This is a genomic window from Microbulbifer maximicatervae (SeqCode) (assembly GCF_056232625.1).
The window spans coordinates 532039-546234 of record NZ_CP174324.1 but is presented as its reverse complement, the minus strand read 5'-3'; the positions used below and the strand labels follow the sequence as shown (position 1 = coordinate 546234).

Annotated in this window: 9 protein-coding genes and 2 tRNA genes; 3 read left to right on the top strand and 8 right to left on the bottom strand. The window is 44.9% G+C overall.

What is annotated here, in order from left to right:
• Nucleotides 1–131 precede the first annotated feature (131 nt).
• From ACJJI6_RS02455 to cysC, 5 genes are all read right to left on the bottom strand, one after another.
• Nucleotides 132–1070, bottom strand: a complete 939-nt coding sequence (locus tag ACJJI6_RS02455; protein ID WP_475712407.1) for a 1-aminocyclopropane-1-carboxylate deaminase/D-cysteine desulfhydrase — start codon at nt 1068–1070, stop codon at nt 132–134.
• A 744-nt stretch (nt 1071–1814) separates the two neighbouring features.
• Nucleotides 1815–1891 (bottom strand) — tRNA-Asp (locus ACJJI6_RS02450).
• 27 nt (nt 1892–1918) lie between these two features.
• A tRNA-Val gene (locus tag ACJJI6_RS02445) sits at nt 1919–1994 on the bottom strand.
• A gap of 100 nt (nt 1995–2094) precedes the next feature.
• A complete protein-coding gene (locus tag ACJJI6_RS02440; RefSeq protein ID WP_475712406.1) occupies nt 2095–4461 on the bottom strand; it encodes a DUF6351 family protein in 2367 nt (788 codons plus the stop codon).
• A gap of 195 nt (nt 4462–4656) precedes the next feature.
• Nucleotides 4657–5286, bottom strand: a complete 630-nt coding sequence (cysC, locus tag ACJJI6_RS02435; RefSeq protein ID WP_444914152.1) for an adenylyl-sulfate kinase — start codon at nt 5284–5286, stop codon at nt 4657–4659.
• A 1017-nt stretch (nt 5287–6303) separates the two neighbouring features.
• On the opposite strand from cysC, the gene nhaA reads away from it, so the two are divergent.
• On the top strand, nt 6304–7734 hold the full coding sequence (gene nhaA / locus ACJJI6_RS02430) for a Na+/H+ antiporter NhaA (RefSeq protein WP_444897729.1): 1431 nt from the start codon (nt 6304–6306) through the stop codon (nt 7732–7734).
• Between the two features lie 114 nt (nt 7735–7848).
• Here nhaA and ACJJI6_RS02425 read toward each other — a convergent pair whose 3' ends face one another.
• A complete protein-coding gene (locus ACJJI6_RS02425; protein WP_413662467.1) occupies nt 7849–8244 on the bottom strand; it encodes a universal stress protein in 396 nt (131 codons plus the stop codon).
• 889 nt (nt 8245–9133) lie between these two features.
• Here ACJJI6_RS02425 and ACJJI6_RS02420 point away from each other — a divergent pair.
• Entirely contained in the window at nt 9134–9277 is a 144-nt protein-coding gene (locus tag ACJJI6_RS02420) for a DNA-processing protein DprA (protein ID WP_475713433.1), read from the top strand.
• A gap of 417 nt (nt 9278–9694) precedes the next feature.
• Here the strand turns inward: ACJJI6_RS02420 and ACJJI6_RS02415 are convergent, their stop codons facing one another.
• A complete protein-coding gene (locus ACJJI6_RS02415) occupies nt 9695–10525 on the bottom strand; it encodes a glycerophosphodiester phosphodiesterase family protein (RefSeq protein WP_475712405.1) in 831 nt (276 codons plus the stop codon).
• 811 nt (nt 10526–11336) lie between these two features.
• Here ACJJI6_RS02415 and ACJJI6_RS02410 point away from each other — a divergent pair.
• Complete coding sequence (locus ACJJI6_RS02410) at nt 11337–11615, top strand: hypothetical protein (RefSeq protein WP_475712404.1); 279 nt, start codon at nt 11337–11339, stop codon at nt 11613–11615.
• Between the two features lie 1994 nt (nt 11616–13609).
• Here the strand turns inward: ACJJI6_RS02410 and ACJJI6_RS02405 are convergent.
• Nucleotides 13610–13903 carry a hypothetical protein gene (locus ACJJI6_RS02405; protein WP_475712403.1) on the bottom strand — a complete coding sequence of 98 codons (294 nt, stop codon included), beginning with the start codon at nt 13901–13903 and terminating at the stop codon, nt 13610–13612.
• Nucleotides 13904–14196 lie beyond the last annotated feature (293 nt).

Here is a 14196-nt window from a genome sequence, read left to right as displayed (position 1 = left end):
TAACTGACACGCAATTTCATTATGCATGCATAGCCAATTGTGACAGGCAATTATGCCTTAGCTTGGTACGTGAGTCGAATTTAGAACGACAAGTCAAAGGCTGCGTTCTACAGAATGGCCACACTTTTAATTCAAGTGGCACGATAGAATCCGCGCCGACCCTGCAGTCCCCCAGAGTGAAGCGCCAACACCTTAAATCCACGGCAAATGCGGCCAGCACGAACTTCTTGAGAAAGAGCATAAAAAAGCTTTGCTGTATACACTGGATCCAAAGGGATACCGGACTGACGCTCAAAAGACTGATGGAAATCCAACAGTGAGACAGGGTACTTGCCATAGCCGCCACAGTGATACTGACTGGTCAGCCGGATGTCATTCTCAGCAATACGCGAATCACCAGAGTCTTTAATTTGCGATAACGCTGCCCGCCAATGTAGCGCCTCTCGCCTAATCCCGCCCCGTGCTCTTAGCACCTCAACACCATATACCGGGCAACTGCCTACCGATGCGGCCACCCCCCCCAAAGTTAACCCGGTACCACAGGCCACCCAGAGTTGGTCAAATTTAACCGGGGCCGTCTCTTCGATAATTTGCCCCAGCAGGCTCACGCCTCTTGCTCCAGCAAGGTTGGCTCCACCTTCGGGGATGTAGAGTCCGCAACTGGACGCTAGCCCAATTCGCCTCAAAAAATCAGGCTGATGACGAAGCCGATACTCTTGCCGAGAAATAAACACCAACCGCATCCCCCACCGCTCCGCATCCTGAAGCATACCGCTCATCACGGGTGGTCGCTGGCCGCGAACAATACCAACTGTACGAAACCCAAAGCGTGCCCCCGCTGCTGCTGTAGCATGCAAATGATTCGACCAGGCACCACCGCAAGTGACCAGGACTTCAGCACCCTTCTTGTCAGCTTCGATTAGATTGTACAGGAGCTTGTAAGCCTTATTTCCTGAAATTAGCGGGTCCAGCAGATCATCCCGACGAACCCACACTTCAACCCCGAAAAACTGATCACTATCGACTCGCTGGTAAGGGACTGCCCGTGCTGCATCGACAATACTCTCCAAATTAAGGCAAGTTAGATAGCGAATTTTTACACCCCCTCTAGCAGGTAGATATTCAGAAACTTACCCGTAATGTCACACTGCCAAGCGTTACTGATCAAAGCGAGAAGCCATTACTCCGAACGATACACCCCCCTCTACCCGTCATGTCTGAAAAACCACGTAACAAAATAAAACCGAGCAGCCTCTTCTGAACCGAGGCTTATAATTAATAGATAAAAAATGGGACAATATTTACCGAAAATCACACCATCACAACGGCCAACCTTACCCATTAAGCAGATCATACTCAGCCGACTGCTATCAACAAAACCAAAAACAATCGCCGAAACCAATCACCCTAAAAAACAGGCCCTCTACCCACTTTCCTTTTTCATCTAACCGAAAATCGCCTCCAGAGCCTATAAAACGAGCCATTACTGGGCTTTCCCTTCTCCAGGTCAGAATAATCAGACACTGCTCCACAACATTCCTGGCAACACTCAAACCCATCAGGCTAAAGTTGGGAATTTGCAATTAACCGCTCAATACACTCTCAATCGGTAAAGACAAATTACCTCTGCGGAAAATCAATTCTATCGGACCAGTTTATACTCGACAAAATAAACCACAGATCTAACCCCAATAACTCGCCTTGCCCACAAGGCAAGCAGTCAGCCAGACCAGGCAGAATTCTAAAAGCACCCTCAAAAACCTATTTTTCCGCCAAAAAAAAAGGCCCCCTCTTCCGAGGGAGCCTTTTAGATCTGGCGGACCGGACGGGACTCGAACCCGCGACCTCCGGCGTGACAGGCCGGCATTCTAACCAACTGAACTACCGGTCCTCGGTAGTAAACTTCCTCTGTGGAAGTTGGTGGGTGGTACAGGGGTCGAACCTGTGACCTACGGCTTGTAAGGCCGTCGCTCTCCCAACTGAGCTAACCACCCGGTGCTCTTTATTTTAGGGGCCGTGCCCCCTTGAGCGAGGCGAATATTACCCGACTGTAGATTTCTGTCAACAATTTTCGCGCCAAATAATCACGTCTGATTAATTTCCATCCGATTCGTCTGGTAATGAGACAGGGACCCCCCTCATTTCCGCGTCTTCAGTACTTGCCCCCTGCAAGACCTTACCCTGCCTGTAGTCTGGGTCTAACAGATGCCCAGCTATCTTCACTGGGATCCCCCTCGGTATCAGCTGCTCTTTTGGGCGGGCCAAGTCTTGCTCGTTGTAATTACACACACCGGTAGGAAATATTCTCTTTAGATCTGCCACACGACTGGAAATTTCCTCAGTGAATGGACCGTAGATCCCCTTCGCCAACGCCCGCTCAACCGGCTGTAGAGCACACTTAAAGATATCATCGGTTACTGGCGCCCCGGCCACTTGCCTTGATGTACTATGAATCGGGTATACCCTCATACACTTCCCGGGGGCTTGGCTATTCCATGGTCCATCCCAGACCTTGTCTCCAGACGCTAGCAAATTTCCTTCCTTGTCAAAGCATCGGTCATTGGCATCATCCGGACGGTTTTCCACTACACCTTTACCTGGGTTTTCTATGATGCTCTGCATCCAACGGTCAACTAAATCCAGCGCCTCATGCAGCGGGTTGTAGCCTTTATCACTCATCCAAATCAGTTGATTCTCCGCATGTCCACGGGCACGCCGAATACGCTCGCGTGCAGAAAAAGAGGCAGAGCTGTGGTGCATATCAGGCTCTTTATCGAGGTAGTGCCGCAAATCAATAATGGGGATCTCTACATCCCCCAGGAAAACGTGCCCGGAACGATATATTCCATTAATAGCCTCCAGACTTGCGCGACTGCGCTTCGCCGGCTTTTGGAGCGTTCCCATATTGAGGTTTTGCTCGCTCCAAAGGGACAAGCGAACCGGAAACATATTCCCATTCATGAACCACAACTGCTCTTGGCTCTGGTCTTCTGGCGCTTTCCAGCCACCTACAGCAGCATTGACACGTAAAAATGTATCTATATTGATTTCGCCGTTCACAAGGGCTTTCAGGCCGTACTGCACCCCCTCATTGTCCCAAGAACTATTTGCGTACCCTGATGCGTTTGCACCATAAAACTGACGAAGGTCCTCCCAGTGCGTCCAATGCACTTGTGGGACAACCTCAGCAGCGAAGCTCTTAGCAAAATGAACAAAATTAGGGTTATTAACCAACGGTACTAAGCCTCGCCACCCTTCGACGCATTCAGTGGTTCCTTGTATCCTATCTCGGTAGCGACTATCAAAAATCCCGGCGAAAAAGCTCAACACTCCAAATTTACTTGAACCATTCTCACTGGCAGCTAACCCCTGGATAACCGTACGCTCCTCTGCTTTTTTCCAGCGCTGATTCTGCCTATCCACAATGTCAAAGAAGTACTCCAGTGGCTCACAGTCGAAGGCATAAATTATTTGGGACACCATATCTGGGTAGGAATACAAGGGGATAGCGGCATCTAAGAGGCCCGGTGCATTCTGCGCAAATAGATACTGCTGGATCGCTCCGCCTGACCCCCCAATACCAACGGTGTACATTGGCTCCCCATATAACGATACAAATTGCTTTTTCACCCTACGAGCAGTGTCTTCTGCCAGCCACATGTTATAGTGGTTTCTAGTCTGATTGGCAGTCGAATAGACAATCGCATAACCGCGCGCAAGCTCATCCATTCGCCGCGTGGTGATATCTCCTTTGTTGATTTTTCCCTGGCGCCCTCCAATGCCTACGCCACCACGAAACTGATAGATCAGCCGCTTATTCCAGTTACTACCACTTGGCCTGCCTGCAGACTCACCCCCTCCCCTTAATACTGCTATTGCATAAAAGTGACGGTTGATCGTGCCTGTCTCTACACGAACAATAAAATCTACCTGCTTCCCGTTTACCGTCACCTTATCGATATCATTTCTGGCCTCATGCATATAGTGAAACTGACCATCAGTGGTACTACGGTAAAAATAGGTAACCTCTGTAGCGTGGCTGCAATCCCGGCTATACCCAATAACCTCTTTTGTCTTCCTGCCTTTATCATTTTGAGCAAAGATAGGCACCCCTTCCCCATCCTGATTGTCTACCAAGGGCTGCTTATTTGTAATATTGTTTTTCCCGCAATATAAAGGGTACCTGGCTGGACCACTGAATAGCGTCTCTACAGGCCCCACTTCTCCCAAGCCAATAGGAAATGGGAAATATTCAGGCGGGCGGGACATCATTCGGGGATGAGGGCCGGAATAAGCTGGCGCAGGTTGATAGTCCAGCACCCCTTCAGGAACCTTCAACACCGGAGCATCTACGCTCCCGTGAACTTTTGGCAGCTGGTTATACCCATACCAAGCTGCTGCCCCCAGGCCCACTAGCACTAAGAGCAAAATAGAGAGTATCCAGCCTCTCCTAACGGACATAAGCGCCTCCACAGGAAACATCACTTTCTGTACTGCTTGAGTATATGAACGGATGTCCAAGGCTACTGGCAGTTGGCGCCGAGGAAGACTTAAAGAGAGGCAGGACTTGTAGAGCGGTGCGCAGAAGCGTAAATATCTTTAGGACAAAAACAAAAAAAGGGGATCTAGTGATCCCCCTTTCGAAAGCAGTACCGACTAGTCTTTAGCGATAATACCTTTCTCCTGGAGAGTGGAGAGAATCACTTCTACTTCCTCCTCAAGAGTCATTTCAGCAGTATTCAGGTGCAATTCTGGTGAAACAGGTGCCTCATAGGGATCATCAATACCAGTAAAGCCTTTGATCTCACCTGCGCGAGCTTTCTTATACAAGCCTTTGGGGTCGCGTGCCTCAGCCTCTTTCAGAGGACAGTCTACGAACACCTCCATATATGGAAGATCACCTGCTTCGTGCATCTTTCTTACTAAATCACGATCTTCACGGTAGGGACTGATAAAACTGGATAAAACAACCACGCCAGTATCCGCAAACAACTTGGAAATTTCGCCTACACGACGGATATTTTCCTGGCGATCCTCTGCAGAGAAACCGAGGTTTGAATTGATGCCCAAACGAATGTTATCGCCATCAAGACGGTAGCTGAGCACGCCACGAGCAGCGAGAGCCTTCTCTACAGCAACAGCCACAGTACTCTTACCAGAGCCCGAAAGGCCGGTGAACCAGAGAGTCACGCCTTTGTGGCCGAGGAGACTCGCCCGGTTTTCTCGGGTCACATCACCCTCATGCCAATGGACATTGGTCGCTTTTTGCTCAACTGTTGCTGTCACTGATCACTCCAAGTCTTGAATACAATCCTAGTGTCACAGGTATCGAGCATTTCACTACACTCTGTGCCAATGCCTGCCTGTGATATGGGCGCTAATTATCGAGTATTTGAACTGTAAGCGTAAAGCCCCGTGTTATAACGTGTCGATGCAACTCAAAGACTTGTGTGCATAAGCAACAAAAGTGGCATTGTTCTAATAGTGGGGCCGATTGGGGGAAATAGCCCTATTGATAAGACTTTTTTTGCTTGGAATCTGCGTCAAGAACACTAGCCCAGGCACCATCATTTAAACCACTCAGCCATTACCATCCCTTCGTAACGCAGAGGCTGAGTAGATAGAAACCTTAGAGTTTTACACCAATCCCCCTATAAATTGAGTGCAATAAAGGAAGAAGTATCACTAGTCACAAGACATAAACGCTCGCCACCAATGTCGATCTACTTATTTTATAAATCTATAAATTCTCACCGGGGATGTAAGCCCTTTCCGGTAGCCCCTTTTACTCGCTCCAATGAACTATATGCCGTTGAATCATCAGCAGGAAAGCAAATAGCAGCTAGGGAAATTTGGCAAGGAGGTTCCTATACAATGCTACCCTCCTTAACCTCAAGCAAAGAAACTTAGGAACATCGCTACCCTATTGGACTAGCTAGGCAAACCAAAGTAGACCATTCAAATCCATAGACAATTGATTATTATAGTTAACATAAAAAACTATTATTCTTTACAATCCGAATACACTAAAATTTCATGGCCTTAGACTCAAGCTTGTCACCTTCCGATAAAAAGCGTCATTTAATTTCAAATCATCAACACCCTCAACTTTCTCACACGAAGCAAACAAACCCCCAACAATTGCGCAGGTTTTCTCATTCATCATATTTGCGACCGGCTACCGAGTGACGCGCTTTAATCTAGTTAAAAATACAAGTTCCATGGTAATCTTTGGGCCTGAATTGAGAAAAAACAGCCCTATATTTCTTAGGGTTTATAGCCGATAAAGGAGGATGCTCAACGATGAGTAAAGGGGTTTTAAATAGATTTAAAATTCGCAAAGGAAAAATTTTTGAAGCCCCGCTAGAAGAGGCATTTGGTCGCCTGGTTACTCCTTTTGAGGAATTTATTCATCGCCAAAGCAGCAGTGGTATATTACTAATGCTCTCTGCGCTTATCGCTTTGATTATTGCCAACTCTCCTCTGCAAGAGGCTTACAAGCACCTACTTCATATGCCTATTGCGATAGGTGCAGGAGACTGGACATTTTCCCTTTCCCTGCATCACTGGATCAATGACGGCCTAATGGCCATCTTTTTCTTTCTGGTAGGCTTGGAATTAAAACGAGAGTTTCTTGTGGGAGAACTCTCAGATCTCCGTCAGGCAGTACTACCTGTGATGGCCGCTATCGGCGGCATGGTGGTGCCCGCCCTACTATACAGCTCCCTTAATTTAGGTACCGAAGCCGGTCCAGGCTGGGGTATCCCGATGGCAACAGACATTGCCTTTGCGGTAGGCTGTATTGCACTACTAGGCAACCGTGTACCACGAGCAGTAGTGACCTTTTTGGTCGCACTAGCGATCGTAGATGATTTAGGGGCAATTCTCGTTATTGCCATCTGGTACACAGAGCAAGTAAACATGACAGCGCTCATCGCATCAGGTGGCCTGGTTATAGTGCTCGGGCTTCTCAATGCTGCGGGTATTCGCCGATCCGCAGCCTATGTCTTTGTTGGAGGTCTATTGTGGTACGGACTTCACTCAGCCGGTGTCCACGCTACTCTCGCTGGTGTCATTACCGCTATGGCACTACCTGCCAAGCCAAAATACGATCCTGTAGCATTTAGTACCTTCGTAAAAGATATCATTCGCAGCTTCGACCGCTGCTTCCGCCCAGGCGACAAGATTATCGCTAACGATGATTTACGAGCTCGCGTAATGGGCTTGGGTAATGGCGTGAACTTAGCCCAATCTCCGCTACAACGAATGGAGACTCGCCTGCACATACCGGTCGGGTTTGTAGTGATACCTATCTTTGCACTAGCTAACGCGGGAATTCCGGTCGACAGCTTCAGCAGCTCCGAAGCAGTACTCAACCCGGTCACTCTCGGGGTTATCTTTGGCTTGGTGGTCGGTAAGTTGCTTGGGATTGTAGGGGCCACTTGGGTAGGTTGGAAGCTAGGTTGGGGCCAATTACCCAAAGCGGCGAATTTCCAACATATTGTCGGTGTAGCATTGCTCGCAGGTATTGGGTTCACCATGTCCATTTTTATCGCCGAACTAGCATTTAGCTCGCAAAATGAACTGCTTATTCAGGCGAAAGCCGGCATTCTATTAGCATCGGTTATCGCTGGGACAGCTGGCTTTTTGGTGCTGCGTAATGCTCCCGCCTCAGAAGACAATGAAGTCAAGGGCGAGGAGCCAGATTACCCGGCCCAAGCTACGTCCAACTAAACAGCAACATTCAAAATAGGCCGGGCAAACTCCGGTTGCCCGGCCTACAAAAAGCGTGATCACTAATAAGGAACGAATAGAAGGCAAACTTTAAATCGACTATGGCCCTATAACTTAGATTCGAACCAAAGTTACATCACAATGTGCATAGTTCACTATGCTATTAGCGGTAGAACCAATCAGGGAACTCAAACCTTTCTTGGAGTGAGTTCCCAGAACTATCAGATCCACCTTCCTTTTTTCAGCTTCCTTACAGATAACCTCATAAGGCTTTCCCACTTTAAGGGCCCGATTTCTCTTGCTAACCCCAAAGTCTTCCGTAATCTCCTCAAACTTCGGAATTGCACTCTCTTTCAGCTCTTTTTGATAATCCTTGGGCAGGAAGCTATAAGGCAGCACATTTAAAACTACTAGCTTGCTATCAAATTTCTTAGATAATTCTACCGCTTTAGACAACACATACCTCCCTTCTTGAGACGCTTCTATAGCGCAAAGGATAGTATTGTACATATTCCCCCTCCAGTATATTTGACTAATAACAACTGAACTTATCGAGCACCGATTCCACCACAGCTTAAATGAAAAGAGTTCGAAGCACAAAGAGGAAAAATTAAAAAATCAATCTAATACCACCTATTTTGTATTCAACCCGAGCGGACTAAAACCTCGATTACGGCACAACTCTCAAACAGTCATAGGAGGTCAGAAGTTATCATTTTCTTGACCAAACCTCCCGCGAGCTTTAAAAAATTAAAGGTCGAGGAGATATAAGCAACAAACGAACAGGACACATCTGCGTCGCACGCAAACAATTATTACTATACGATGAACATCTTTATCCACGCAGATGATATCAATAGAATAACTTCCAACTTCAGCAAAATGTATACCTAATAAAATCTCATATACAGCCCTAGCTCTCTTCTATTTTGGCACAAGTCTATCTCACAAAAAATCCATTACCAGAAGACATCAATTACAGGGCTTTCTGTTATTTTTAAACTGTCAACTCATCGTTTTCAACAAGTCTCGCCCTAGATCTGATTGTATAACTTAAGGCAACTATGACATTACATTCCCAGCCCCGCACCCAAAACAAAGCTTCATTTCAGAAGCCTACTGTTTCTCCAACAGGATTTGTATTATAAACGCGGGGTCACTCAAAGGCCGAAAGAAACCTGATATGAAAGCCTCATGTGTTGCGGCTATGACTTTTTGTTAGCTGTCTACGCGTTAATGAGATTTGCTAGAAAGTATGGGGACTCTTTTGGCTTGCACAATGGTAGTAGTCAAGATTCAACGTGGTAGTTGCAAATATCCCTATGGACTAGAAGACACTCCCAATTCCCTCTCGACTGTATGTGCACGCGGTAATATTAGCTTACTTAAGTAGCCTAGCATTGCAATAATTGGATCCAGAGATACGACAAAAAATGGAATGAAAATGGCTCAAAAAATGGCCAGCCATATTTCTTCTAGAAACAATGTCGTCGACAGCGGGCTAGCCCTGGAAATTGACACAACAGCCTGTAGAGAATGCTAGCTTCTAATTGCAGTCTCACCGACGGATTGCATACAGCAAACCGAAGGTCGAATTATCGACTAACAATGTAAGTATTAGAAAGTGGAGGCCTGTCGGTATCAGAGCACACCTCCCCAACAGTACTTTTCTTGTATACCGAAATAGATTGCAGCTAGGTCTTTCCCAACCCTCATTAATTGTTGAATCTGAAGTTTCGGTAGGCTCAATGAAGTATGTAGATTTCTGCCTCCAGGCTAAACACAAACTCTTTGTATGCTACTTTTGCCCATAAAGATCGATATCACCGTCTCCTAGGACCTTAAAAAGTCAATAAAGCACTGACTTTTTAAGGTTGAAATTATCAAGTTAACACTAACTTCATTATTCTTTTACAAGAAAATTTCTGTACTCGGCAATTCTGACTCGCATCGAGAAAAATTACCGTTCTCCAGCACTCTCAAGTAGTTGATAAACTCGCCCAGGGAAATCACCAATAATCCCATCTACACCAAGGGATATACTGCGCTCAATGTCATCTATATCGTTAACTGTCCAGAGATCGACGGCCACGCCTTTACTCTGAAAAAAGCGAACATAGGGCTTAGTGGTAATACTGTATGGCAGTTGGGCAACTTCAAAGTCCGGCTTGAAAGCCCATCCAAAGCCCGAACTCCAGGCTAGACTGGCCTCTATAAGTTCACCGATTGTTGCGCTCGTTCTAATCTCTCCCCCACTGATATCACGAAAATGGCCCATAGCCCTATTATGCTGGCTAGCCACAGTAACTTGCTGCTCCATTCTATAGTCAACAATTACTTGCCATAGTATTTCTGATAGGACCTTATTATTTGGTTTAATTTCAATATTAAAAATGGCACTGGGGTAGCGCTCAAATAGCTCATTTAATGTTAAGAGTACGAGTCCTTGGTTTCGGAATGGGTAGCTATCACCATTATCTAGGGTAAACTCATACCCAGCATCCAATGCTTTTATTTCCACCAAAGTCAAATCTTCTATTTTATCTGCGACACCAGCATTTTTTTTAAGGTCTGCATCGTGATTGATAATAATAAACTGATCTTTCGACAAATGTATATCCAACTCTAGAATATCTGCCCCCTGCTCCAATGCCATATCAAAAGCCAGGGTGGTACTTTGAGGGTACTCACCAGAAGCTCCTCTGTGAGCAAGGATATCAAGAGCCAAAACCTTATTGTAAGCCATCATAGTTAAAACCAGACAAGTAACGATCTTGAGCGCGTTGTTCATTTATAAGTTTCCTATGTTTTAAGAGGAGAGCTATTGCTCAGACACAAACAAAAACCATTCCAAAATAGATACTACAGAGAAATAGTATTAGGTATACTATTTCCCTCACATACAAAGCACGAATTGACTCATTTAACCTATTTAAACTATATAAGAGATACAAAAGTAACTCTTACAGCCTTCAAGGTTCTTTTTGTTCACGTATACCCAACCAAAGAATCAACCATTGAAGTACTTAAATCTGATTGATAAACCACTCTAAATGCACCCATCAGTTTTAAGCAATATAATACATTTAAATATTAAGCACTAATGCACAAATCTAGAAAATATCGCCACCAAATTCATTAACTAAACAAAGCATCCATTATCAATTAAGGACATATCGATCAAGCTTCTGAGTTGGAAATTCTATCCTTTAAGCTAAAACAAAACATTTAGATCAAGCCAGGAAGGTTAAGAGCGGTCGAGAGGGCCTGAAAATCCTCCCCCTTCATCCACACAAACAAGCAAAAATAAAAATATATCGAACAATATAATGCCTAGAGTAATTTAGACCTATTATTCTTGCGCAAACATGTTGCAGATCACGACAAAAACTCTCCTCAAAATGCAAGAGCATGTACTGGTTAAGCTTCTATACATATACAAAAGGGTTAAATTAGAGTGCATGGTTAGCATGTAGGTTTTATAAAAGATAAAACATACTTCTAGCCGAGAAATTAGCTAACCGCGCTTCGGCGTATTTAGCCGACAGCAACTACCTAAGGTTACCGACTCGGAGCCCAGATTTATAAATTTGGAGAATCCCATGGAAAGATACGCATTATTTACAGGTACTTATAACTTGCTTATGGGTGGAATAAAGGACTTCAAGCGATCATTTCACAATGAGGAAGACGCCTACAAAGAGATAGAACAGATTGCCAAAACTGATCAATTTACTCACTGGGCACAGATATTCGACAAGAGAACTAATAAGGCGAGAATTTTTAATATTATCGATGGAAATGTGATTGAGAGTGAAATCAATGACTACCCGAAACAATCTGCCAAATCAATGGTGAAGGCTGTAACTAAGTTTTGTTAAATAGTATTCAGCCAGCTTGTGAGCCCGCGTAAAGTAGGCTCGCAAACCCTCGCACATTTATTAGCAGTATCGAATAGCAGATACCTATGTGGCTATTCAGTAAATAAAGAAGTTCTTACTTTCCAACAATACTTGTGCGCTATCAATTCTGCGGGTATCGCTACCCAAAATTACCAATAGCAGCAAGTATAAAGAAGAAATTACTCCGATCTTAAAGCTACTCATATGATTCGAAATAGTAGCTTCGACACAGGCGTATCCCAGCTTACAAAAATTTATAGCGCTAGTGGTAAAACTGTGCTGGCCATAGGAGTATCTCGGTGAAATGGAAATTTCATGAAAAACCACTTACATGGACTAGTTCAATCTTAATCTGAAATACCCTATGAAAAGGAGGTGTTTACCTGTTTTGCTGCTGGAACCTAGACCTAAAACCAAAGACAAGCCCGATGATCCATACTAATAATCGCATTATCAAACACAAAATCCAAAGCTCAATCCAGTAAAAGAACTCGTCAAAGCTGATATGATTCTGGATGTATCGAGAGACTCTTTGGACACCGTTTCAACTCGTGGCGTAGACACCCTTCTTGAGAAGAATCGATGGGTAGCCAACCGTAAGAACCATGTTGACGCAGCCATTGAAAAAACAGCCTTGACTTATGCCCTTCTCTAGGAGCCTAACCATCGACAGGTTCAAGTCGTCAGTGAACTGCGTAAACACAGTTCACTTGTGTGTCCTCGTGGCGTTCGAAGCATTTGACTAAGATCAGACTAAAAAAAATCAAACTTAGATTAAAAGAACTTGGGACTACGGTGGAGAAGGGACTCACCCTCACCGAGCCACAAGTTCAGGCTTAGGAGCGAAAGCAGCATAGGAACAGCGATTAGAAATTTCTATCTGAAGTTGGATAACCAGCTTGCCTCCAAGCTACTCATAAAAGTCTTCATATCGTATGATAAAAGGGAGTAGGATCAGTTGAGCTTCTTCCCAGTCGCTCTCTTAACAACAAATTCTATCTGCTACTCTTCACTGCCTACCACCGTACCCAAAAGCTCTATAATCGGCTCCAGTATACCCACCTAACTAATATTTGAATCTTTTTAACGGAACACCTAGAAACAAAGCTTTAATATAGATTAAGGCCCAAATTGCCACACCGAAACAGAAACGAAAAAATTCGCATAGGTCAGTTTGTAAGCCCTTTATAAACAAGGAACAATCAGGGATGGCCGACGGGGATCGAACCCGCGACCTCAGGAGTCACAATCAAATGTATAACCTTATAATAATCATATAGTTACAATCATCCATGTGTAATTGGTACGGCGGCTCGCACCTCTCATAAACCCCGAAATCACTCAGCCTCTCAATTTTTGCCACACTCACAAACTGTATATTTACACAGAACCTAGACTGCAATCTCTGGCGACTGATCCCGCTGTGTTGTATAAGCTAAAGAGCAATGCTATTACCGCATCTTGTTGATACTTTCAGCACCAAGAACAAGATATCTCGACCAAATTTCTGATTAATCTTATCGATGGCCTACATGGTCTCGTCTGATCGTATTGGCTGGCCAGCGGCTAATATATCACCTTGCCCCAACGAGCGAGGGTAAGCTCTACCAGCCCTACCCCGGATTTCATGAATCTATGCCCCTGCTGAACCAATTATAAAATCACACGCCTTACCAGCTGCAATGTTAGCCGTGTGTCATCCGTTGGACATGGGGTTTGTGTCATCTCAAATATCGAAAATGGAAACGGATTTGCAACGACTATCTGCGGACTTACTGCCATTATGGTGTGAGCTAGTAGGGTTACTTTGGCGGAAGTGTGTGGGATTGAGAATCCTATACCACTTTGCGTAGGTTCCCTTTCCATTGCTAACAGCCCGACTATTTACAAAATTGCCACAGGAGTTTCGCCGACATATTCACCGAGTGATTGAGAGTAGCTACGAGATAAGGATGAATATCCACGGCTAACGCCTATTTAAATAGACGATCGTAGAGAGTTGTGTGGCACCGTGTTACTATGCAAGCAAAGAACCAGATCAATACACCAAAAACACCCATGAGCAACCAAAACCATAATGCGGTGAAAGAGAGCCCATCTTTATTCGTTGCGTCTATAGCTAATGGAATAATATCTTTAAGCGCTAACCCCCAGTAACCAGCGACTAAGAAAGATGCAGAGCCAACAAGTGCCGCCCAGATATTCGACAGGCTAGCGATAGTCTTTCTTCCTTTACTACCACTAACTACCGATTTCTTTTCTTCCATAACCAACATCCATATTTAATGTTATAAAATAGAAAAACAGTCAATTATTGTTCGCCACTTGCCAACTTGGTCTTAGTGTCCTTCACTGGCTGAGTCAATATCAGAAATACGATATAGGCCAACCAGGAAAAGAAAAAAACCCCGAAGAACCAGCCCAATTTTGCTCCACCATGAGAGCGGCTGGAAATAAGTACATGCACTATTGGCACTATAAAAAACAATATTACGATCAATTGCCAGATACTAATTCCACCAAATCCCATAGCGGCCTCCTAGCCTAGTATTGTTATCCA